This is a genomic window from Tessaracoccus bendigoensis DSM 12906, assembly GCF_900141915.1.
GTDB classification, from domain to species: domain Bacteria; phylum Actinomycetota; class Actinomycetes; order Propionibacteriales; family Propionibacteriaceae; genus Arachnia; species Arachnia bendigoensis.
The window spans coordinates 1-23294 of sequence record NZ_FQZG01000009.1 but is presented as its reverse complement, the minus strand read 5'-3'; the positions used below and the strand labels follow the sequence as shown (position 1 = coordinate 23294).

Sequence of the window (23294 nt, the reverse complement as noted above, 5' to 3'; positions counted from 1 at the left end):
CAATGGTCATCGGACCGGAGGGCAACCAGCGGCAGCAGTGGCGAGGTCGAGCACGACCGAGGATGCCGCCTCGAGGGATGCGGGGCAGTGGGAGGTCAATCCGCAAGCCTCGCAGGGCGATACCGCAGCGCCACCGCCCCCGAGCCAAACTCATGGCGAGCCACGAGTTCCAACTGGATGCGCTCACGAAGGCCGGAGAGCAACGTCGGGCCGTGCCCAGCGATCACCGGTTGGACGAGGAACTCGTACTCGTCGATCAGCCCCAAATCCGCCAACGCCAATGGGAGCGTCACGCCACCCACCCACAGACCCTCCCCCGGCTCCTGCTTGAGCCGCTGAACCGCCTGCCCCAGGTCGCCCCGGACCAACTCGGCATTCCAGTCGACCCCGTCCAGCGTGCTCGACACGACATACTTCCTCGCCTTGTCGATGGCCTCGGCGAACGGGATCTCCCAGTCCTCCATCCAATCGGGCCACAAGCCGTCGGCGGGTCGCCGCCACGCCGACTCCATCATCTCGTAGGTCACCCGGCCGAGCAGCAGCGCGTCGGCCCGCTCCATCGCAGCGGCCCAGTAGCGCATCGACCCCTCATCCGGCGGGAGGCCCGCCTCGTGATGGACGCAGCCGTCGAGTGTGATGTTGATCGAGTACCCAAGCGTTCTCATTGCGTGACCCTCCATTGCTGCGCTCGGTGCGCTCTCCCATTGTGCGCGCCAACTCCGGCCCGGGGTGGCCTTCGACGCCCAGGGCTCACTGGGAGTACACCCAAAGGCAGCGTGGCCCGAGGACCCGTGCACAAATCTCTCTATGCGTGGAGGCAGGCGCTATCTGGGGTCGCCTCGACGTATGGAGAGATCTATGCACGCCCAGCGACAAGGGAGGCATCGGCAATCAACCATCCGCGCCCGATCGACGCTGGCGGGCCTACTCTCGTAGCAACCGGCACAAAGCGAGGAGGCCCGAGATGAGCGAGACGATCGTCGTGGCAGGAGCAACCGGATACGTCGGCCGACACGTCGTGCAGGTGCTCCACGAACGCGGGCACCGCGTGCGCGCGCTGGTCCGTTCCAGGCAGCGCGCCGAGGAGGTGGGCGCCTTCAATGCGCCGTCGCTTCGCGGGCGGGTGGCCGAGTGGCGCACAGTCGACTACCTGCTGCCCGACAGCCTGACCGACACCTGCGCGGGTGCCGACCGCGTCGTGTCCGCGCTCGGCGTGACGCGCCAGAAGGCCAGCCCGTGGCAGATCGACTTCCTCGGCAACCTCAACCTGCTAGCCGAAGCCGAGCGACACGGGCTGGCCTCCTTCGCCTACGTGAACGTGCTGCACTCCGACTCCGGAACGTCCCTGACGATGCGCTCGAAGCACGCATTCTCCGAAGTGCTCCGTCGCAGCCGGGTCGTGCCCCAGATCATCAATCCATCCGGCTACTTCTCAGACATCTCGGATTTCGTGCTGATGGCTCAGCACGGGATCGGATTCGTGCTCGGCGACGGCTCCGCAAAAGTGAACCCGGTGCACGGAGCCGACCTCGCCGCCTTCATCGTCGACCGGATGACGGAGCCGGGCGGGAGCTGGGACGTCGGCGGGCCAGACACCTTCAGCTACCTCGAACTGGAGAGACTCGCATTCCGAATCGTGGGGCGCCGCCCGCACATCCTCCGTCTCGGACCGGGAGCGACGCGGGCACTCAACTGGACGGCCGACCGCGGATCGGCCCGCGTGAGCAACCTCACGCGCTTCTTCCTGGAGTCGCTCGTCGTCGACGCCGTCGGCGCACCCACGGGCGAGCGACACCTGGAGCCCTACCTCCGCTCGATCGCCAGTAACACGCCCTGAGCTACGTCGCCTCGACACTGACCGAGGCGGCTCGTCTCACGCGCATTGAGACGGCCTGACGCCTTCTGCTCGTTGTGGGACGTGGCCGGGAGACCACTTGGGGTGCACTGGCAGTGCTACCCGGGATCCGTCGGAGGCTGTCAACGTTGGTGATGGGTAGCTGTAGGCCACCAGACCAGGTGACCAGACTGAGAGAGGCATTCCTCCAATGACACGACGAAGGCAGATCGTCGCAGCGGCCGCTGCGGCCGCGTTGCTGGGCCTACTGGGCTGCAGCGCGCCGTCCGCGGAGACCCCTACGTCATCCCGGTCCCCGGCATCGCCAGCCAGCCGGGCTGGCAGCACTCAGCTCGGCGACGCGAGCACACTGCAGACGGTGTCCTATCCGATCGACTACCAGGGTCGTAGCTACACCAAGACAGCGCACGTCTACCTCCCAGCGGCCTACCGCGAGGGCACCGCCATGAACGTGCTGTACCTGATGCACGGCTCCGGCATGGACCACGACGACTTCGCCTCTGTCATGCAACCGCAGTTCGACGCCTGGATCGCGGCCGGCGACATGGCCCCGATGCTCGTGGTGATCCCCACCTACTACCCAGACGACAGCTTCGTGGTGGCCGACTATTCGCAGGACTACCCCCTCAACCACTTCTTCGCGACGACCGAGATCACCGCGTTGCTGCCCGTGGTCGAGGGTACGTTCACCACCCACTCCAGCGACACCACACCACAGGGGCTCGAGGCCGGCCGACGCCACCGAGCGTTCGGGGGGTACTCGATGGGCGGCATCACCACCTGGGACGTATTGGTGGACCAACCCGAGCACTTCGCCTGGTTCATGCCGATGGCCGGTGACAGTTGGATCGGGCGCACGACCGGCGACTCCGAAGTGGCGGCTGTCGCCGACACCCTCGCCAGTGGGCTGCGGGACCACAGCTACGGCGCGAACGACTTCCAGGTAATCGCCATGGTCGGCGGCAGCGACGGGACAAAGTCCGCGATGCAACCCCAACTCGATGAACTGCGCCAGTCACATGGCGACCTGTTCACCGAGCAGAGCCTCATCTACTGGGAGAACGCCGACGGCGGACACAACCAGCAATCCCTCGAGATCGAGACCCGGCACGCCATGGCGTATCTGTTTGCGCGATGACCACCCACCCTGACAGTTTCAAACAGGAGAATTTCACATGAAGGTGGTCACCAATCCCTTCGTGTTCGCGCCGGTGGGTGGTCGCCATCTCCTGGCGGCCCTCGCGTTCACCCGTACCCTCACACGCTGAACGGGTCCCCGGTCACGCGGGCGCTCGTGACCGGGGACACCTGCGCAACGGCAGACCCGTCAGGAGAGCTTCTTTCTGCGCATCCAGCGGGCCATGTGGTTGGCGACCTGGGCGTTGTTGGTGTCCTGGAACATGAAGTGTTCGTTGCCGGTGATGCCGACCTTCGGCAGGTGCACCACCGTCGCGTCGCCGCCGTGGGCGTTGACGACGTCGGCGAACCTGTAGGCCAGTTCCAGCACACCGCGCCAGAAGTCCCAGGCTGGTACCTCGGACGGCTTGGCGGGGATGAAGTCGCCGAAGTACACGGCGATCGGCATCCGGGTGAGCCTGCGGAACTCCTTGGCAGACACTGCGCTTCCCTGTACCGGGGCATATCCGGTCTCGATGGCAGGCGGCACCTGCCCCTCCGGGAAGACGAAGGAACCCGGCTCGATCGCAATGACACCCTCGACATTCTTGCTGGCCATGGCGATGAACCAGCCGGGGATGCCGCCCTGGGAGTGGGTGACCAGCGTGGCCGGCCCGGACTCCTCGAGCGAGGCGACCATCGCGTCGGTGATCACGTCGACGTCGAAGGGGCCGGTGTTCGGAGTCATCTGCCGGAAGAACTGGTCGAGGGAATCGGCATCGGTGGGGAACTTCAACCCTGCGGCGAAGTTCGGCCAGAGGCCCATCCGGAACTGGGTGAACCAGGTCTGGTCGTCGGGGGTCACATCGATGGTGGCGGCCACCGACGTCTGGCCGGCCTGGCCGCGTCGAGGTTGGTCGGCGAGGTAGACGCTGTAGCCCTTGGCGAGGAACAGGTCGGAGAATCCGGGCCGCCCGTCAGGGGTGGTCATCCAGCCGTTGCGCGACTGGCCGTAGCCGTGCAGGAACTGCATCGCGTGGCCGTTGTCACGAATGGGCACCTGATAGAACACGCTGGCGTGGTCGCTGTGGCGGGTCTGCCCGGCCGGTGCCATCTGTCCGTTGATCGGGTCGAAGGTGCCCGGAGTCTGCTGCACCGTACCGCCTGCCGCGAACACTCCCTGCTCGGCGATCTGCAGCACCGACCTCTTCCCGTGACGGCGCCGACGGCCCTTGGGGGTGGCCTGTGCGGGGGTTGCCCCGATACCGCCGACCAGGAGCGGTGCTGCCAGGGCGGCCGCACCGGCAAGCACGGTGCGACGGCGTGGGGTTGGCATCGGGTCGACGGCCTTGTCGAGGTTGGGTTCCATGATGTCTCCTTGGGTTGGGGGAACCAGTGGGTGACGTTGCTTGGTGGTGCAGCATTGCTCGTGCTGCCAGATCATCTTCGCGACCATCGCCCGCAGCAGGAGCGTAGTGACAGTTCCTGTCTCAACGACGACCCGGGGTGTAGGGCGGTACCTGTCTCGGTGTTGACAAGGGACACAGTGGAGGATGGGTTGCCCGGTTGCCGCGCACCCGACTCAAGATGCCAGTCGTGGGGCGATCTTCCGTCGGCACGTTTGGTTGAGTACCGCGCGGGGGCGTCAGTTGCCCCTGGCCCCAACAGCGGCCATATCGAGCTGGATCTGGGCGGGTTCATCCTCGAGCGGAACCCGGGTGGCATCGTGCGCACCGTCGAGCCCGGTGTCGGGGTCGAGGGCACCGAACAACGCGGACCAGTCGCCCGGCCCTTCCCCTGGTTGGGCGAACACCTCGAGCGTCTTGCCGATCGCCGTGTCGGTCAGGATGGCCTCCACAAGCACGCGGGCGAGCTGGTCTCGGCGGATGCCGCCGTCGCCAGTGTCGCCTTGTTCGAAGACGATCCGGTTGTCGGTAGCGGCCGCGTGGTCGAACCAGGAGGGGCGCACGATGGTGTAATCGGCTCCCGACGAGCGCACCAGCCACTCGTTGCGGCGCTTCCAGCCGATGACCTCGTCGTGGCCCTCTCCCAGACGGGTGACGTAGATCGACGTCATGAGGGCGATCCGTGGACGCCGTGTGCCGAGCGCGGCGAGGATGTTCTTTACTCCGCCATAGTCGACACGCTCCCAGTCGCCGGTCTCTGAGCCGTGTGTGAAGATGACCGCGTCGATGTCGTGTACAGCGTCGGTGAGAGTGTCGGCCCGGGTGAGGTCGCCGACGACGAAGTCGGTGTCGGCGGGCAATACCCTGCCGGCACGTTCCACGTCCCGGACGAGGGCGCGGGCCGTGAGCCCCGCGGCGGTGGCCGCGGCAACAACTTCTCGACCGATGCTGCCAGTGGCGCCGACGACGAGGACGGTGGTGACGGACATGAGTTCCTTCTTTCGGTAGCGAAGCGGGGCCAGGCGAGGAGGCTCTACCACGCCTCCGGCCCCGTCCAAGGGAGCGCATCCGGCCCTAAACACGACGGTAGGCCCCCGAGTACACGCGTGGGAGGCACTGGCGGTACACCCAACATGCCTGGTGGGCTTGCCACCCTGGTATTCAGCGCAACTAATTGCCGGTAGTCAATGTTGCTGAGTGGTGGGTCGAGGAATGATCAAATCCTGTGGATGGTCTCCGGGGCTGGAGGTGCGAGGAACGCTCCTTCCCGGGGATGACCTTCGGTAACAGGATTTCGATCATGGGCCGACGTTGGAAGCGTTGGTCCGGGAAGGAGCGTTCATGCTCAACCTAGTTCTTGATGGTCCAGATGCCAACGCCGGGCAGCTCGCAGTTGGTGGCGCGTCGGCGTTGGATGCGATCGTGCGGGAAGGGCTCGGCAGATGCTGGCCGTGGCGTTGCAGGCCGAGGTCGATGCCTACATCGAGCAGTTCCGCGCCGAGGTCGACGAGGAGGGACACCGGCTGGTGGTGCGTAACGGCTACCACGCCGAGCGGGAGGTCACCACCGCTGCCGGGGCGGTTGCGGTTCGTCAGCCGCGCGTCAACGACAAGCGCATCGACCAGGCCACCGGTGAGCGGGCCCGGTTCTCCTCGGCGATCTTGCCGAGGTGGGCACGCAAATCGGCCCAGGTCGCTGAGGTGTTGCCGCTGCTGTACTTGCATGGTTTGTCCAGCGGTGACTTCGCCCCTGCCTTGGAACAGTTCCTGGGCACCTCGCAGGGCCTGTCCGCGCCGGTGATCAGCCGGCTGACCAAGCAGTGGCCGGCGACTGGCGCTGCTGGTCTCACCCGCAATGCGACGCTTACTCAGGGGATACAGACGCCTCTGCGTGATCCAACGCCTCCAGTCATCGTTAATCGCACACCTGGTCGAGCGCGGTCTGCCTGGTTGAGCTCTGGGGGTTGATCAGGCCCGCTCGACAGGTGCGCAGTTCAGAGCGAGGAGATCCGAGGTGGAGGAGGAGTAGTCGCACGGTGTGTCGTTGTGCGGGCCGTAGGCGGTGCATCAAGAGAGGCCCAAACGTGGTCCTGCCAATCCGTCGAACAGGCCGCCGGGGCATCACCGGGGCGGCCTGTTCTTTCGATCAAAGCGTCAGGTCGCCTGCTGGTCGGCCTGTTTCGGCGTCATCAACCGAAGGATGAGAAGCAACACTGCAGCGATCCCGAGAAGCGGCGCGACCCAGACGCCAAGACCGTGCACCATGCCCGCCATCGTGGGGTTCGAGCCCAAGGCGGCAACGAACAGCGCGGTGACCGCGCCGAGTCCGATCTGCACCCAACTCGTGTTGGTGCGGCGTACACGGCTGCCTACGAGGATCGTGAGTAGCGCTGTCAGCAGCATTGCTGCGGGGGCCACCACATCGAAGAATCCGATCGGAGTGGCGAACCATCGGTGGTACGTGTAGATGTAGTCTCCCTCGCCGGCGAGCCACCGGCTCTGCCATGTGTGAAAGCACATGATAACGAGGGTGGCCGCGAGCAGCGCAAGAACCACCGTGTGCAGTATGCGTCTCATGGCTCGACCTTACTTCAGCACGAAGTGGGTATTGGACCCGACGGTGCCAGAGTTGAGCACGAGCGCCGACTTCCCGGAGTAGCCGTAATGAACGATGTTGTGACCGTCCTTCGACTTCCCGTAGGCCACCACAGCGTGATTCCCCTTCTTGTCGTCAGTGTAGGCGCTGGGGAGCGAACCCAGAAGGATCACCGGTCGCCCGGCATTGAGGGCGGAGTCGACATTGAGGCTCAACAAGTTGTACCAGGCGTCGGCGTTGATCTTCTGACGCACGACGGCGTGATAGCCCATCCCATCCGCTACAGCCAAGCCGGAGAAGACCGACTCGCTCCTACCATTGCGAATCAGGTCGGCGAAGTCGGGACGTGCCACGACCTTGATGTTGTTACCGCTTCGATGCGCCGTCGGAATCAGCAGCTTGCCGGTTCTCGCGTGCCAATACCTCATCACAATGGTTGCGGCGACCCAACCACAGCGTCCGGTGGAGTTCGCGAGCACCGTGCAGCCGGTGATGTACCCATACGAGGGGATCCGAAAGTTGACGTTGGTGCCCACAGGCGGCGGAACCTTCATCATCACGGCCCCATTCTGATTCGTCAGCGACAACTGATCGTTGGCGGCGACCTTTTCTGCCAGTTCGTGACTCGCCTCGTTGACCCGCCTACTCTCCAGTCTTGGACGCGCCTCACCGCTGAGAGCGTTGACGGCGTTCCCCCCTGCCAGCTCCACGACATACTCGCCCATGCCCAGGTACGCGGCATCGTGTCCAGGGTAGGCCGCCAGCGGGGATATCGCGTCCGCGCTGTACTCGACGATGCTGCGAGTCTTCGTCTCGACCAACAGGTATCCAGTCTTCGGCAACTCCCAAAGTTCGAATGCTGCGTCAGTGCCTGAATTGAGTTCGCGGACCCTCATCGTGGAGCCCTCACGCTCCGGGAGATAGTAGGCGAGCATGGCACTTGCCGCCGCGTCCGATCCCTCAGCCGAACAGCCCTCTGTCGACGATCACCCCGACAAGGAATCCTGCACACCAGATGGCCAGCACGATCAGGGCGGTGGTTGACCGGGGCCGACGGTTCCGGAGCCGTGGCAGGAACTCCTTGTCCTCTCCTTCCTCGGGCAACCACCGTTCAGGGTCCGCGACAACGGGAAGCTCGATGGTTTGCCCCTCGGCCACACTGTCGGCCGCTCGGGCACCGAGCAGCTCGTCCAGTTGACCAGCGGATGATTCAGGAGACATTGGATTGAACCTTTCTGCGGATGACGATCACTCGTAGCGGAGTGCGTCGATGGGCCTGAGTGAGGCGGCTCGGGTCGCCGGATAGATGCCGAAGAACAGCCCGACCGCAAGCGCGAAGCCGAACGCCATAACGACGGAGTAGGGCTCGATGACGGCCCGGAATCCAGCGATCTAGATCAGGCAAACGAGGTAGCCGAAGACGATCCCGGCCGCTCCCCCGATGACTGACAGGAACACGGCCTCCAGCATGAACTGGACGGTGATGTCGGTTCTGGTGGCGCCGATGGCCTTGCGGATCCCGATCTCCCGGGTCCGCTCGGTGACGGTGACCAGCATGATGTTCATGACGCCGATCCCGCCGACCAGAAGAGAGATGGCCGCGATCGCGCCGAGCAGGATGGTGAAGATGCTGGTGATGGTGCTGGCGGCGTCGAGGAATGTTGCAGAGTTGGTGACGCTGAAGTCGCGGTCGTCGGAGGTGGTGCGGTGGCGGGCGTCGAGGATGGACTCGACCTGGGCCTGCGCCGCGTCGACGGTGTCGGCCGAGGTGGCCTGGATCGAGATGCTTGACAGATTGCCGTAGCCGGCGAGGTGGTCCTGAACGGCGGTGGCAGGCGCGATGATCCGGTCGTCCTGATCCTGAATGCCCGATGAACCCTTGGCACCCAGGATGCCGATGACGGTGAACTCCTTACCGTTGAGGCGAATCACCTGGTCAAGTACGTCCGTGCCGTCACCGCCGACAAGTTCGCCGGCGACCGAGGTGCCGATGAGCAGCACCCGCGAATGGGAGTCGAAATCCGACTGGCTGAACGCCCGGCCCTGCCCGATGGTCTCATTGTTGATGCTCAGGTACGACGGCGTGCTGCCGACGGTGGTCCCGACGGTGTGCGATGCGGAGCCGAGGGTGGCCACGACGGAACTGGCGGAGACCACTGGTGCGACCAGGTGGATGTCTGGGGCCAGTTCGGGGTTGGTGAGCGCCTCGGCATCGGCCATCGTGAGGGTGGCCTCGCGGATCTCGGTGCCCGTCGCGGGGCCCGCATCGCTCCCTTCGCCGCCGCCCCCGAAGCCACCGCCCCCGAAGCCACCACCCCCGAACCCGCTCCCAGAGGCGGCGCCCGGGGTGACGGTGAGGGTGTTGGTGCCCAGCGAGTCGAGGGTGCTGGTGACGCTGCGGCTCGCGCCGGTGCCCACGGCGACGAGGATGATGACCGCGGAGACCCCGATCATGACCCCGAGCATGGTGAGCGCAGACCTGGCCTTGTTTGCGGTTACGCCCCGCCAGGCGAACTTGATCGATTCAGAGATGCTCATGACAGCGTCACCCCCGCAGCGGTGTCCAAGACGACCTTGCCGTCGTGCATCCGCAACACCCTTCTGGCCCGAGCCGCCACGGCTTCCTCATGCGTGATGATCACGAGGGTGCGACCGTCTGCGGAGAGCTGGTCGAACAGGTCGAGCACGTCCTCGGTGCTGTGACTGTCGAGTGCACCGGTCGGTTCGTCTGCGAGGAGCAGGACGGGTTCACCGACGATGGCGCGGGCGATCGCGACCCTCTGTTGCTGCCCACCTGAGAGCTCGGCCGAGGTGTGGCCGACGCGGTCCGACAACCCCACCTTCTCCAACGCGACCAACGCACGCTCGCGCCGCTCCCGGGTCGGGCGACCGGCGTAGGCGAGCGGGAGTTCTACATTGGACAGTGCGGTGGTGCGGGCGATCAGGTTGAAGTTCTGGAAGACGAACCCGACTTTGCGGTTGCGGATCTTCGATTGCTGGTCGTCGTCCAGGAGTCGCACGTCTACGCCGTCGAGCCGGTAGCTGCCCCTGGTCTGGGTGTCGAGGCATCCGATGATATTCATCAGCGTCGACTTCCCCGATCCGGATGCACCCATGATGGCCACGTAGTCGCCTCGCTGCACAGTCAGGCTGACGCCGTCGACCGCTCGCACTGTTGTTTCGCCTTCGCCGTAGGTCTTTTGGATGTTGCGCAGGTCGATGACCGGCCTGCGAGCCGTGAGCCGGGCGGTCATCAGGGGGTGCTCTCGCCGCTGGGTGCCAGGGGGTTCGCTGCCGCCGCGCCACTGGCGTCGGGCAGGACGACCTCGTCTCCCTCCTCCAGGCCGGAGACGATCTCGGTGCCGGTGGTGCCGATCAGGCCGGTTCGCACCTCGACCCGCTCCGTCACCGAGTCGGCGAGGCGGGTCACGTAGGCGGTGGCCCCTTCCCTGGTGATCGCGGAGGTGGGCACGAAGAGCACACCCTCCAGGCTGCCGGTGATGATGGAGAGGCTGGCGGTCTGTCCGACCCGGACCTCCGCCGGTGGGTCAGTGAGGGAGACGGTGGTTAGGTACTGGACGACGTTGTTGGTCAGGGTGCTCTGGATGTCGATCGAGGACACCGTGCCCGCGATGTCGGTGCCGGACGCCGGCAGGTTGACCACGACCGGCTGCCCGGCCTGAACCGAGGTCGCGTCCGCCTCTGCGATGGAGGCGTTGACCCGCAACTGGTCGGGAGCCACGAGTACCACCAGCCCGGTACTGCCCGTGCTGGTCGTCCCGGTGGCGCTGCCGCTGGCTGAGCCGGTCGCCGACTGTCCGACGACGGCGTTGATCGTCGAGACGACCCCGTCAAAGGGCGCTAGAAGGACGGTTTCCTCGACCGCACGGCGGGCGGTCTCAACCTGTAGCTGGGCCGACTCCACCTGCGCCTCAGCCGAGTCCACGTTGCCTTGCTTGGGGCCCTGCTGGTTCACAGCCACGGTCGCCTTCTGCTGGGTAAGTGTCTTTTTCGCCGCGTCTCGGCTGCCGACCTGCGTCGTGACACCCTGTTCGGCCTGCAGCTGCGCCGTGTCGCGGGTGCGGTTGGCCTGCGCCAGCGCCAACTTCGCCGAATCGCGTGCCGCCACCTGGGCAGACAGCTCCGCGTCGAGCTGCGCGATCTGGCCCTCCAGCGCCGTCACGGCGGCGGTGTCGACCGGATCGACGCCCGCGAGTTGCTCCTTCAGCGCGGCCAGCTGCTCCTGGTCGTCCTCGACGGCCTGCACCGCCCGGGTGACCGCATCCTGTGCCGCGGCCACCAGTTCCGCCTGCTGCGATTTGACCAGGGCCAGGTTGTCCCTCGCGTTGGTCACCGCCCGCTCGGCGTTCTTCAAGTTCTGCTCAGCCAATGCGATCCCCGCTGCATCTGCTTCGCGTTCGGTGCCGGTGCGACCCTGGGTGGCGGTCGTCAACGAGGCCTCGGCCGAACGGAGCCCCACGAGCGCCGATTCGAGCTGGGCCTGCGCATCGGTGTCGTCGAGTCGGACCAGCTGGTCGCCCTGTTTGACGCTCTGACCGGTGGTGACGAGGACCTCCGTGACGACGCCCCCACCACCGGGTTGCAGGTTGGCGATCGCGCCGCTTTCGACGTTGCCGCTGGCAGTCACCGTCGCCTGCAGTTCCCCACGCTGCACAGTCGCGGTGAGCAGGTTGGCGTTCGGGTCGTCCCTCGGCATCATGAGGGCCAGCGCACCGGCGCCTCCCAGGACCACGATCAGCCCGCCAAGGCCGACGTTGATCAGTACCCGCTTGCGGTTCATCTCGTTCTCTCCTCATCGGTGCGTCCGTCCGATGCCCACATTGCCTCGGGAAGATGCTGAAACGATGGGAGGTTCCTGATAGATCGGTGAGAATCAGCCAACTCTCATCGAACTCTCATATTCGACGACCATGATGGAAACCATGACGGCAAAAGAGGTGCGCGCGCGGGTGTTGGTCGCCGACGATGAGCCCTACATCGTCGACATGGTCGCGATGAGCCTGCGCTACATCGGCTACCAGGTCGACACCGCATCCTCCGGCGCGGAGACCCTTGAGGTAGCTGCGCTCACCCAACCGGATCTGATCATCCTCGACGTCATGCTGCCGGACATGCTGGGATTCGACCTCCTGCGCACCCTTCGTCGAGACACGAACGCGCCGGTGCTCTTCCTCACCGCCCGCGACGCGGTCGAGGACCGCGTCCGCGGCCTCACCCTCGGGGCCGACGATTACGTCACCAAGCCCTTCAGCCTCGACGAGCTGGTCGCCCGGTGCGGCGCCATCCTGCGCCGGGTCGCTCCGGCCGAGGTCGGCCCCGACGACGACACCGAGGCCAGCCTGCTGCGCTACTCCGATCTGGTCATGGACGAGGACGGCCACGAGGTGTGGCGGCAGGGTGAGCCCATCAGCCTCTCCCCGACCGAGTTCTCCCTGCTGAGGTTCCTGATGCACAACTCCGGACGGGTCATGTCGCGGGCCCAGATCCTCGCCCACGTCTGGAACTACGACTTCAACGGAGAGTCGGGCGTCGTCGACTCGTACATCCGCTACCTGCGCCGCAAGGTCGACCGCTACGATCCGCCACTGATCGAAACGGTCCGCGGCGTCGGCTACACGTTGAGGCTTCCGAAGGAACTTAGATGAGACGCTGGTCACTTCGAAAGCGGCTCGTCCTCGGCTCCGTGGCCCTGATGGCTGTCGCGCTGTTCCTCGCCAGTTCCGCAAGCCTCGCTCTGTTCGCAACCGCGCAAGTCCGACAGCTCGATGAGCGTCTGATCTCCCCGTTTGGGGCGCGACCGCCCGAACAGCTCCGAGACTGGCTCGATCAGGCCTGCCTCGAGGCGCCGGAGTCGGCACGGATGGCAAGCGGATACGTCATGGCGAGCTACGACCAGGGTGGCGCGCTGCTCTGCCAGATTCCAGCGGATCAGGGCGCCCCGGACTGGACCGGAATCGACCGCGCCTCCCTCGTCGAGGTAGCAGCGAGTCAGGAGGTGCTCACCCTCCAGTCCACAGATCACCGCGATCCGCCGTGGCGGGCCCGGGCCTTCAGCCACGAGGGCGGCTTCCTCGTCGTCGCCTATTCCCTGGCCGACATCCAGGTCGCCGCCAAACGGTTGGCGTTCATCAGTTTCACCGTCAGCCTGATCACCCTGGCGATCGCCGCTCTCGCCGGGCTCGCGATGGTGCGGATCGGGTTGCGTCCATTGACCGAAATCGAGCGGACTGCCGACGAGATCGCCGCCGGAAACCTGACGAGCCGTATCGATGTTGCGGCCCCGAACACGGAGGTCGGCCACCTGGCGACCTCACTGAATGCCATGCTCGCCCAGATCGAGTCCGCGTTTGACGAACGCAACCGCACCGAGGAGCGGCTGCGGCGATTCGTGGCCGACGCCAGCCACGAACTCCGGACCCCGCTGGCCACCATCCGCGGCCACGCGGAACTCGTCCACACCGGCGTGGCGAAGAGCCCCGACGACATCGCCCGCGTCATCGGGCGGATCGAGTCGGAATCGATCCGGATGGCCTCGCTCGTCGAAGACCTCCTCGTGCTCGCAAGGCTCGACACCGCCCCGACGCTTGACACCCGACCCGTCGACCTGTTGAGCATCGCCGTCGACGCCGTCACCGGCGCACAGGTGAGGCACCCTGGACGGCGCATCACGGTCAGCAACCCTACCGAGCCACCTTGGGAGGACATGCCTGCCACGGCGCTCGGAGATCCCGGCCGTCTCCACCAGGTCCTCACGAACCTGCTGTCCAACGCCGTCCGGTACACCCCGTCGGACACCGAGATTGAGGTCTGCGTCGGGGTGCAAGACGGCCGGGTGCGCGTCTCGGTGATCGATCACGGGCCCGGCCTCAAGGCTGGCAACGAATCCCGCGTCTTCGAGCGCTTCTTCCGCGAGGACCAGGGGCGGGGACGCGCCACCGGCGGCGCCGGCCTCGGGCTGGCCATCGCCTCCGCCCTGGTCGAGAAGCACGGTGGGACCCTGGCCTACCTCCCGACCCCCGGCGGAGGCAGCACCTTCGAGATCAGCCTGCCGGCCGTCGAGATCTAGCCCTGGCACAGAGCATTCGGGAGCCGGGACGTTACAAACGCCCGGCTCCCAAATTGAGTCGTCAGATCAGATCACCTGGCAGCGAACTGGACGATGTTGTTGAACACCCACTGGTTCGACTGGGAGAAATCGTAGCCGCCACCCGCCTTTGGCGTTGCCTTGTACACCGTCGTCTCCCTGTAGGAACGGCAGCCGTTGCCACCGGTCGCGGCCGTGTCGCACACGGTGTTCCACAACCGGCCGTCGGCTGCGGTCCATGACCCCGCCTCGCCCAGCGGGTTGCCCTTCCACTGCGCACGGGTCAGCAGCGGCAGATAGGTCAGGTTGTTGAACGCCCATCCCTGCCTGACCTCGAACTTGCCGCCCGACTTCACGACCACGGTGGCCCAGATCTCGGTGCGGCAACGCTCGGTCTGTGAGTATTCCTCGCACGTGGTGAACCATCTCCGACCATTGACGTTGTGGGTGCCGGGGAGCGTGTAGGGCGCCGTCCGGGAGACATCGGGCTTGGCAGTCGGCTTCGGTGTCGGCGTCTTGGTCGGTTCGACCGTCGGCGTCGCACCCGCTGACGACGTCGGCGTGGGTGACGGCTCGGCGGTGGCCTTATGGGTCACCTGCAGGTCACGCACCCGGATGTCGGCCTCCGTGAACACGATGTAGATGTCGTGGTGTCCTTCGACGCCGTCGATCGGCTTGTCGATCGTGGTGTAGGACAGTTCCTCAACCGGAATGTCACCGGCTGAATCCAGCGAGGCCGCGATCATGTACTCGTCGGAGCCCGTGTTCTCCACCACATACTCCGCTAGTACCGGACCATCCGGCGCGTCGAGGCGCAACTCGACGCCCGCCGCATCCGCCCTCGTTGAGCCGAGCGAGACCGCGATCGACTCGGCACCGTCAAGGTCCAGATCGTGGAGTGCAGTCCAGGACCCTGCCGACCGGGCGCCGACCACGTGGTAACCGTGCGTCAGAGCGTCAGCGTGAAGACCCTCTGCGGTGTTGGCCTTCGACGCCTCCCGGTAGAAGACGTCGGATGAGGCGAAGCTGTGGTCGAATACGTTGATGGCCTCCTCGGCCGCGTTGAGCGGAGCGAGGAGCTGACCCTTTACGCTCAGCGACACCGAGCCTCGGATGTCGGAGCTTGAGGCGCCCACCTGGAACGTGTACGTCCCCGATTCCAGCACGTGAGCGGCAGCGTTGACATCCCAGACTGCGAGCGCGTCCGAGTCGAAGGCGAGTTCCACGGTGCGTGTCTGGCCAGCGGCCACCTCGACCTTGCCGAATGCGACCAACTGCTTCTTGGGCACCGCCTGACCGTACTCGGAGTCACTGTGGGAGCCATAGAGTTGCACGACGTCAGACGTTGCCACGCCACCGGTGTTGGTGACGTCGACGGTGGCCGTGAACGAGCCGTCCGTCTGCCCCACCTTGAGGTTCCCATACTCGAAGCTCGAGTAGGACAACCCATAGCCGAAGTCGTAGGTCGTCTCTGCATCGGTGTACTTGTAGGTGAGCTTGGACTCGGCAGGATCGGCGTTGGACATGTCGACCGTGAAGCGGGGGTCTAGATCATCAAGGCCGTAGAGCACATTCTGGCCTTCCGGGATGGAGTAGCGCGAAAGGCTCGGCAGCGCGTCCATGCTTGCATACCAAGTCTGGGTGAGTCGTCCGGTTGGGGCATAGTCGCCGTAGAGCACTTTACCGAGCGCAAGGCCGGTGAACTGGCCGCCCTCGTTCGACTGCACGATCGCGGCGACCTTGTCGTTGCGCTGGATCTCATCGACCAGGACCGGGTAGACGGAATCCACGACCACCACGGTGCGACCCGGGTATGCCTTCGCGACATTCTCGACAAGGGAGTACTGCTCGTCGCCGAGCGCCAGAGTGGAACGATCGGCGCCCTCGCCGCTTGAGTTCCGCGCAGGGGCCCCAACCACGACGATCGCATAGTCGGCGTCGGCCGAGACCGAATCTGCGCCCGTCTCCTTGACCGTCTCGACTACGAAGCGGGTGGCCGACGTCTTGAGGGCCTCGGCGTTTGCCGCGTTGCCGAGCACGTTCGTCACGCCGAGCGCGCCGGTGGTCGTGTCTACGCTCAGATACCGGCCCTGTTTGTAGTAGGCCGTCTCGAAGCCGCCGTTGAAGCTCTCGGAATACCCTCCGACAACGAAGGACACCGTCCCGTCGCCGTTGTCGACTGGACGCAGGCGGTAGGGCAGGCTCGTCCTGGCCGTGCCGAGATCGACGCGTTGGGCAGCATTGACCCCTCCAGCGGCGTACTGCAGCCAGCGGCCATCGGCCGTGGACTGGTAGCTGTGCGCACCTTGGCCCCAGTCGAAGGACTCGAAGGTGGCTGCCGACTCGGCGTCGCTCCCAGTTCCCAGCGTGGCGCTGCCGTCAGCGTTGACACTGAGATAGGAGCCGTCGAGCACAGACTTCAGCCGGATGATCTGCCCGTCCGAGGCGAATGTGACGTCACCGGTAGAAGCGGCCTCGATGCCACCGACCGGCGTAAGGCCGGCTCCTTCCACGTTCGGCGTCGACGTGGCGTAGGTGGTGCGGAATCGGGTGTCGGCCAGCGGCCCGCTGACAGCGACGTCGACGTCCTTCGACAGCGGGAGCAGCCCACCCTCGTTCTTGAGCAGGACCACGCTCTCCTGCGCGGCCTCCAGAGCCACCTGCTGGTGCGCCGCAGTCGTGTAATTGTTCGGCGTGCCCCGCTCGGCCGTCAGATCCGCGAACGGATAGTCCTTCGGGATGCCGGACGCATCACGCTCGTTGAAGAGGCCGACCCGCACCAGCGGCGCGACCTGCGTCTTGGCCACCCGGTACACGTCTTCTGCGGTCACCCCGTAGGTCCCGTTCTGGATCCCTTCGAGGAGTTCGGAGTTGCGGTCCACGCTTGCGCCGGTGGCCGCAATGCTCCCCGCGTCCGCCACCGCGAACAGGGACACGGCATCTCCCCAGGCCGGTGTGTAGCTGCGGTCGAATCCGTTGCTGTAGGCATCGTCGACATGCAGCCGGTTCTCCGCGCCGTTGTCCGGCGTGGTGTACAAGCCGCCCCAGGGGGATTTGCCCTGCACGTCGGCGATGAGCGGTGAGATCGCGTTCGGGACGCCGTTGGTTCGCCCGTACGACGTGATCACGCCGCTGATCGCTCCGTCCTCGATCGCGTCGAGCGGGGGCTCGGCCCAGTACTCCATGAGGGCGCGGCTGCTGATGTCGGTGTTGCCGGGGGTTCGGAACCACTGCGCCGCATACCCGGTGTAGTGCTTGGCGACCAGCACGGCCTTCGACCAGAAGCCGTCCTCATTGCCCTCGGCGCGCGTCCCTGCGATGCCTTCGGAGTACTGCGAGAGGAGAGTTGAGGCGAGCGTCTCATCCTCACCGAAGCTCTCGTCCAAGCGCCCGCTGAGGGGGTTCGGCCTGAGGTCCTGCATCCCGGCAGCAACTGTGGCGTTGTATGCGCTCAAGGACTTGGACCAGCTCTCCTGGTACAAGTTCTCATCGCCGATCACCGTGCCGATGGCTCCGACAAGGTCAGCGTTCCAGGTCTGCCCCATCGCGTTGATCGACGGGAAGTCGGTGGAGACGCCTTGGACACCCTCGCCCCATTGCGGCGAACCGGGCACCACCCGTCCCTCATTCGGGCCACTCGGGATCGTGAAGTCTCCCCGCCGCCCGTTCGCCCAGTTCACTGCGGCATCGAGCCCCGCATAGTCCATCAGCGCATCGAGGTAGTTTTCGAGGTGCGCTGGAACCCCGTCGAACAACGGCAACCCCGCATACGTTCCTGTCTCCTGGGTGGCGAACCTGATCGTCTCCGCACGGGCTGTTGACATGCCCCCTCCGAGACCGGCGACAAGCATCAACGCCGCACCACACGCGAGTGCACGTTTCAGGCTTGAGAATGCCTGCTTTCGCTTCTTGAACGCCCGGCTCCGCTCTCTGGGCGGAGTCGATTTCTCGAACCCCATGTAGCATCTCCTTTGATTGATACCGCTCGACAGCGGTGGGGGTGACGGGCCGATATCAGCAGCCCGTGGTGGACGTCGGCGACGCCCACCACCCGCCTCGCTTCCAGATTCCAGCTGGAAGCGAGGCGAAACTCAGCGGTCATCTCACCGATCGTGGATCAGCGAGAAGTGACCGAACGTGGCAGCCCTGGACCTCGAGAGCCCGTCGCTGCAGGCGATGCCTACGAAGGTGCCGGTGAACCCGCCGATGACGTCGTCTGACAGGCCGGTGACGTCCAGCTCAGGCCCGATCCGCACCCACTGCCCGCCCAGCTTCGCCGAGAACTGGAGGCCCCCGAGACGGATGTCCGCCCGGAGCGTGACCTCCCCGTCGTCGATTGCGATCTCCGCCAGCGGAAACTCGGTCTTCTGCCCTGTCCGCAGGTGCACTACTCCGAGCATCCGGGATTGGCACACCTCGTCCCAGGTGATGCGCAGGTAGCTGAAGTTGCGGTTGTCGTAGAAGAGCGTCAGGCCGGCGGTCTGGGAGAAATGGTCGGGTTGGAAGTCCACCTTCGTGGTCGCGACCGCAGAGAAGGCGCGCAGCCGAGTGGCTAGCAGGGAGACGTCGAACACCGACGACAGCGAATCCCTACCCTTGAGTTCGAGCCCGCGCGGCCCGGTGCTGCACCATTGGCCGGAGGCCGGGTCACGCAGCGACGAGAACGCCATCGGAACCCCGCTGCGGAAGTCGGTGCTGACGTCCAGTGCCCGTTCGTGGCCTTCGATCTCGCCCGGGACGTCGAACTGCGCCCGTGCGAGCGTTCCTCCGCCGACCAGGCGGAGCCAGCCTTCATGCCACTCGACACGCTGGATCGATGTCTCCCGTCCGAGGACCGACGCCTTGGTGCCGGGCAGCGGCCGTGATGAGAGGTGCGCGACGTACCAGTCGCCTGTTTCTCCCTCAACCAGGCTGCCGTGGCCCGCCTTCTGCAGTGGCGCGTCAGGGTTGTGGTATTCGGGGCGGAGGAAGTCCCGGTTGTTTCGACCGAAGTACGGCGCTGGCCAGCTGGTTATGAACGGACCGATCGGGTCCGCAGCATAGGGCCCCAGCAGGGTTCGCGAACGCGCCAGGCAGACGCCGTGGCCGTATCCGGTCCCGCCCTCCGCCGTCATGAGGTAGTACCAACCGTCGTGGTGGTAGAGATGGGGGGCCTCCATGGCGCCGCGGTCGGTCGACCCGTGGTGGATTCGTTGCGGAGGTCCGACGGTGAGGGTCTCGAGGTCGACGCGCTGCGCCACGATCCACCCCGGGTGTTCCCGCCCCTCACGGGTCTCCCACTCGAGGGTCGTCAACCAGGTCGTTCCGTCCTCGTCGTGGAAGAGCGAGGGGTCGAATCCAACCCCGTTGAGGAACACCGGGTCCGACCATGGTCCCTCCATGTCGTCTGCCCACACGAGCAGGTTCTCCACATCGAACACCTCGGCCACCTGCGATTTCATCACGGAGAAGACGAGGTAGAACCGCCCGGTCGCCGGATGCCGCGTCAGGCATGGCGCCCAGACACCGGTGGAGGCTGGAAGCCCCCGCATGCCGAGTTGATCTCCCGTTACCGCGTGGCCGATCAGCTCCCAGTGGTTCAGGTCTTCGGAGCGGTGGATCCGCACCGCCGGAAGCCACTCAAAGGTGGAGGTGGCCAGGTAGTAGCTCGATCCGACCCGGAGGATCGACGGATCGGGGTCGAACCCGGAAAGGACCGGGTTGGGGATGCCGGTCATTTTCCGAACCCTGCGGTCATGCCGGCGACAAGCTGGCGGCGGCCCACGACGTATAGGGCGATGATGGGCAGGCTCGAGAGCACGACCGCGGCGAGCACCGCCGGCACGTTGATCGAGAACAACCCCTGATACGACGTGAGCGCGAGCGGCAGCACCCTGATCTCGGGGCTCTGCGTCAGGATCAACGGGAACAGGAAGCCGTTCCAGACGTTGAGCCCGTTGTAGATCGCCACCGTGACGATCGCAGGCTTGGCCAGCGGGAACGCGAGCCTGCGGATGATCTGCCACTCCGTGGCCCCGTCGATCAGGGCGGCCTCGTAGAGCGAGTTGGGGATGTCACGCAGGAAGTTGACCAGGATGAGCACCGTGATCGGAAGCGCGAAGGCGACCGAGGGCAGGATGATCGCGATCAGGTTGTCGTAGAGCCGGGCCTTCACGATCATGAGGTAGACGGGGATGATGGTTGCCTGGAGTGGGATGGCAAGGCCGATCAACATGACGTTGAAAAGCGCCCTCGTCTTCTTGTTGGTCGTCCTCGCGATGGTGTAGGCGAAGAGGAACCCCACAACCAGGATCAGCGCAACGGCCACCCCCGTAACGATGAGGGAGTTGAGCAGGTAGCGCCAGAAGTCGTTCTCGAGGACCAGTTGGTAATTGGCGAGGGTGGGTTCCGCGGGGGGAATCAGCGGGTTCTCGGAGAAGAATCCGGACTGGGTACGAAAGCTCGTGATGACGATCCAGTAGAGGGGAATCACGACGATCGCGAGCCAGATGACCGACCCGAATCCCCCGAGCACGTTGGGGTGCGTCCTTCGACCGCGTGAACGGTGCGGTGCACCGCCGGAGCCGGAGGTCAGGATCTTGGCGGGGGCTCCCACCGAAGCAGAACTTGTCATTTTGTCATTCCCCTTCCATCTGGCTTTCCATACGGGTGAACCCGGAGAGTTTGGTGATCGTCAGCGACAAGACCATGCCGACCACGACAAGCAGGATCGCGATCGCGCTGGCCAGGCCCATCTTGTTCGAGACGAACCCGGTCAGGTACATGTCCAACGGCAGAATGCGCGTGGAGTCGCTCGGCCCGCCCTGGGTGAGGATGTAGATGATGTCGAAGTACGTGAGCGCCCCGACCAGCATCAGCGTCGACGACGTGACGATCGTGTAGCGCAGCTGGGGCAAGGTGATGGAGAAGAACTGCCTCATCAACCCGGCACCGTCGATCGCGGCCGCCTCGTAGAGGCTCTGCGGCACCTGCCGGGCTCCTCCCTGATAGAGCAGCGTGTGCAGCGGAATGAACTGCCACGCGATGATGGCTGCGATCGCCGTGAACGCCAGCTCCGGATCGCCGAGCCAGTTCCTATGCAGGAACTCAAGCCCTGGGAGGGTGAACAGCCCGAAGTTCGGGTCTAGCAGGTTGCGGAAAGCGATCGCGATGGCGGCAGACGAGAGCAGCAGCGGCACGAAATACACGACCGCGAAGATCTCCCGGTAGCGCTGCTTGCCGGATAGGAACACACCCAGCAGCAGGGAGATCGGAGTCTGAATCAGCCACGTGACGACCATGAGCTTCAGAGTCAGGAGCATGGAGTTCCATGTTCCGGAGCTCGTGAACAGCGAGGCCCAGTTCTTCAGGCCGACGAATCTCGGGGTGCCCAAGCCGCTCCACTCCGTGAAGCTGAGGTAGAGGGCGACGAAGAGCGGTGCCACCGCGAACACGCCGAAGAAGATGAGCGCGGGCAGGGTGAGGAGACCCGAGGGGCCGTAGCGACGCGTCGCCGCGACCCCCCGTGCTGCGCTGTGGCTCATCCTTCCTGCGCTGCCTTTTCCATGGCTGCGGCGAACTCTTCCGGCGTGGTGGTCTTGAGGAAGACCTTCTCGAGGTTGTTCAGCAGCGCGTCGCCTTGGGCGGCGTCGAGTGCCTGGTCCCAGGAGAGCTGGAAGTTCTTCGCCCTTTCGGCGGTTTCGTAGACGAACTGGTTCCATTCCGGGGCCGGCGAGGCCGCGATCTTGTCTTCGATTCCTGAGATCGGCGGCACGGCCCCGGAGTCGATCAGTTCGTCGACATATGTGTCGCTCATGACGTCGTTCATGAGCCAGTCGGTGGCGCCCTTCCGGTCCGCCTCCGACGCCTTGGAACTGATCGAGAAGAAGGCGGAGAGGTTTCCGCTGACGTTGCTGGGGTCTCCGACGCCGCCATCGACGGCCGGGAAGGTGGCCCAGCCGAGCTCGCCGCCATTGACGAACTCCGGAGCCCCCGTGAGATAGGTACCCGAGTAGGCCCACGCGCCCTGGAGCTGCATGGCCGCCTTCCCCGTGTAGACGAGCGCCTCGGCAGCCCCCTGGTTGGCGTCCACGGATGCGAAGCCGTCCACAAAGCCGCCGGCATCGACAAGATCCTGGATCATCGTGGCCGCCTGCACGACCGCCGGATCCTCCCAGGCTCCCGCCTCCCCGGCCTCGATGCGCTGGAACACCTCAGGCCCACCGATGCGGTCGGTCAGGTAGGCGAGCCACATGAGATAGGGCCACCGGCTGGCCCCGCCGATCGAGAACGGGGCGATGCCTTGTTCATTGAACACCGACACGGCGTCCAGGAGTTCGTCCCAGGTGGTCGGCACCGCTATCCCGGCCTGCTCGAACACGGACTTGTTGTAGTAGATGACGACGGGCTGCACACCGTTGTAGGGGGTGCCGTAGATTTCGCCGTCTATGGTTGCTCCTTCGAGGACGGAGGGGAAGATCCGGTCCTTCGCCTCGGGGTCGGCGTCGAAGGCCGCCTGAAGCGACTCGACCTCGCCTGCATCGACGTACTGCTTGAGCCCGCCACCGCCCCAGTTGTGGAACACCGTCGGCCCTTCGCCTGCGCTGATCGCGGTTCGCAGCTTCGACTTGTACGGGTCGGTCTCGAAGAACTGGATGTCGATCTTCGAATCGCTCTCGGCGTTCCAGCGTTCCTGGGAAGACTTCAGGACGCCGTCCGTCCCAGAGGTCACCCACACCGAGACATCGCCGCCGGCGCTCGGCTCCTCGGACGAACCACAGGCCGTCGCGGCCAGGGTTGCGGTCAGGAGGACGGTGCCCACCGCCCGCTTGATCTTCTTGTGCATCTGACTTCTCCTCGCTGAGCTGTTGACCCGGAACTGCGTTGCCTCCGGAAGCTTGCGCAAATCGTTTCTTTGTTGCGCAACTGTTTACTAGAACAAGGTTTAGCCTGAATCCGTGGATTGGCTTTCGGACGGGTTTCTGGAGGGCATGGTCCCGGTGTTTTGACGCTGTTGTGATTTTGGGCGTGATGGATCTGCTGGTTTGCCCAGCTTTTCCACTTTGTTTGGTTCCTTGGGTTTGGCCTGGCGGGGGCGGGATGGGCAGGTCAGGCTGATAGTGGTGGCCCGGTGGTGGAGGGGAACACGCTTCGCCAGAGTTGTAGCCATTGGGGTGCCCATGGCCAATGCTCGGGCAGGTGGAGCCAGGGTCGGCGTTGTGGACGGGCCAGTCGTGCA

General features: G+C 65.3%; 19 protein-coding genes and 1 pseudogene. 5 read left to right on the top strand and 15 right to left on the bottom strand.

The window, feature by feature from the left end; translation table 11 throughout:
- Nucleotides 1-95 precede the first annotated feature (95 nt).
- Nucleotides 96-665 (bottom strand): dihydrofolate reductase family protein, encoded by a 570-nt coding sequence (locus tag BUC15_RS03155; protein WP_073186105.1) that lies wholly within the window; start codon nt 663-665, stop codon nt 96-98.
- A 299-nt stretch (nt 666-964) separates the two neighbouring features.
- Here BUC15_RS03155 and BUC15_RS03150 point away from each other — a divergent pair, with 299 nt between their 5' ends.
- Nucleotides 965-1837 carry an SDR family oxidoreductase gene (locus tag BUC15_RS03150; protein WP_073186104.1) on the top strand — a complete coding sequence of 291 codons (873 nt, stop codon included), beginning with the start codon at nt 965-967 and terminating at the stop codon, nt 1835-1837.
- A gap of 208 nt (nt 1838-2045) precedes the next feature.
- Nucleotides 2046-2993, top strand: a complete 948-nt coding sequence (locus BUC15_RS03145) for an alpha/beta hydrolase (protein ID WP_073186103.1) — start codon at nt 2046-2048, stop codon at nt 2991-2993.
- 189 nt (nt 2994-3182) lie between these two features.
- On the opposite strand, the gene BUC15_RS03140 is transcribed toward BUC15_RS03145, so the two are convergent.
- On the bottom strand, nt 3183-4340 hold the full coding sequence (locus BUC15_RS03140; protein WP_217652094.1) for an alpha/beta hydrolase: 1158 nt from the start codon (nt 4338-4340) through the stop codon (nt 3183-3185).
- A gap of 276 nt (nt 4341-4616) precedes the next feature.
- Entirely contained in the window at nt 4617-5366 is a 750-nt protein-coding gene (locus tag BUC15_RS03135; RefSeq protein WP_073186102.1) for an SDR family oxidoreductase, read from the bottom strand.
- Nucleotides 5367-5718: 352 nt separating this feature from the next.
- Here BUC15_RS03135 and BUC15_RS03130 point away from each other — a divergent pair.
- Nucleotides 5719-6200: pseudogene (locus tag BUC15_RS03130) on the top strand (transposase); the annotation flags it as partial.
- 330 nt (nt 6201-6530) lie between these two features.
- On the opposite strand, the gene BUC15_RS03125 reads toward BUC15_RS03130, so the two are convergent.
- The 7 genes from BUC15_RS03125 to BUC15_RS03100 are packed head-to-tail and all read right to left on the bottom strand — an operon-like array spanning nt 6531 to nt 11773.
- Nucleotides 6531-6953: a hypothetical protein gene (locus BUC15_RS03125; RefSeq protein ID WP_073186101.1), complete on the bottom strand. Its 423-nt coding sequence runs from the start codon at nt 6951-6953 to the stop codon at nt 6531-6533.
- 9 nt (nt 6954-6962) lie between these two features.
- A complete protein-coding gene (locus BUC15_RS03120; protein WP_073186100.1) occupies nt 6963-7907 on the bottom strand; it encodes a hypothetical protein in 945 nt (314 codons plus the stop codon).
- Between the two features lie 25 nt (nt 7908-7932).
- Nucleotides 7933-8193 (bottom strand): hypothetical protein, encoded by a 261-nt coding sequence (locus BUC15_RS03115; RefSeq protein WP_073186099.1) that lies wholly within the window; start codon nt 8191-8193, stop codon nt 7933-7935.
- A gap of 27 nt (nt 8194-8220) precedes the next feature.
- Entirely contained in the window at nt 8221-8322 is a 102-nt protein-coding gene (locus tag BUC15_RS21190) for an ABC transporter permease (RefSeq protein ID WP_425443327.1), read from the bottom strand.
- A 42-nt stretch (nt 8323-8364) separates the two neighbouring features.
- Nucleotides 8365-9510 (bottom strand): ABC transporter permease, encoded by a 1146-nt coding sequence (locus BUC15_RS03110; RefSeq protein ID WP_217652093.1) that lies wholly within the window; start codon nt 9508-9510, stop codon nt 8365-8367.
- Nucleotides 9507-10226, bottom strand: a complete 720-nt coding sequence (locus tag BUC15_RS03105; protein WP_073186098.1) for an ABC transporter ATP-binding protein — start codon at nt 10224-10226, stop codon at nt 9507-9509. The genes BUC15_RS03110 and BUC15_RS03105 overlap by 4 nt, the downstream gene beginning before the upstream one ends.
- Nucleotides 10226-11773 carry an HlyD family efflux transporter periplasmic adaptor subunit gene (locus tag BUC15_RS03100; RefSeq protein WP_073186097.1) on the bottom strand — a complete coding sequence of 516 codons (1548 nt, stop codon included), beginning with the start codon at nt 11771-11773 and terminating at the stop codon, nt 10226-10228. The genes BUC15_RS03105 and BUC15_RS03100 overlap by 1 nt, the downstream gene beginning before the upstream one ends.
- Before the next feature lie 142 nt (nt 11774-11915).
- Here BUC15_RS03100 and BUC15_RS03095 point away from each other — a divergent pair, with 142 nt between their 5' ends.
- Complete coding sequence (locus BUC15_RS03095) at nt 11916-12638, top strand: response regulator transcription factor (RefSeq protein WP_073186096.1); 723 nt, start codon at nt 11916-11918, stop codon at nt 12636-12638.
- Nucleotides 12635-14059: a sensor histidine kinase gene (locus tag BUC15_RS03090; RefSeq protein WP_073186095.1), complete on the top strand. Its 1425-nt coding sequence runs from the start codon at nt 12635-12637 to the stop codon at nt 14057-14059. Before BUC15_RS03095 ends, BUC15_RS03090 begins: the two co-directional genes overlap by 4 nt.
- Before the next feature lie 71 nt (nt 14060-14130).
- Here the strand turns inward: BUC15_RS03090 and BUC15_RS03085 are convergent, their stop codons facing one another.
- From BUC15_RS03085 to BUC15_RS03065, 5 genes are all read right to left on the bottom strand, one after another.
- The gene (locus BUC15_RS03085) at nt 14131-17901 is read right to left on the bottom strand and encodes a glycoside hydrolase family 3 protein (protein WP_175558232.1); all 3771 of its coding nucleotides are present in this window, start codon (nt 17899-17901) and stop codon (nt 14131-14133) included.
- A 279-nt stretch (nt 17902-18180) separates the two neighbouring features.
- Nucleotides 18181-19794: a glycoside hydrolase family 43 protein gene (locus BUC15_RS03080; RefSeq protein WP_073186093.1), complete on the bottom strand. Its 1614-nt coding sequence runs from the start codon at nt 19792-19794 to the stop codon at nt 18181-18183.
- Nucleotides 19791-20690 carry a carbohydrate ABC transporter permease gene (locus BUC15_RS03075; RefSeq protein ID WP_084189319.1) on the bottom strand — a complete coding sequence of 300 codons (900 nt, stop codon included), beginning with the start codon at nt 20688-20690 and terminating at the stop codon, nt 19791-19793. The genes BUC15_RS03080 and BUC15_RS03075 overlap by 4 nt, the downstream gene beginning before the upstream one ends.
- A 4-nt stretch (nt 20691-20694) precedes the next feature.
- Nucleotides 20695-21600, bottom strand: a complete 906-nt coding sequence (locus tag BUC15_RS03070) for a carbohydrate ABC transporter permease (protein ID WP_073186092.1) — start codon at nt 21598-21600, stop codon at nt 20695-20697.
- Complete coding sequence (locus tag BUC15_RS03065) at nt 21597-22901, bottom strand: ABC transporter substrate-binding protein (RefSeq protein ID WP_073186091.1); 1305 nt, start codon at nt 22899-22901, stop codon at nt 21597-21599. The genes BUC15_RS03070 and BUC15_RS03065 overlap by 4 nt, the downstream gene beginning before the upstream one ends.
- Nucleotides 22902-23294 lie beyond the last annotated feature (393 nt).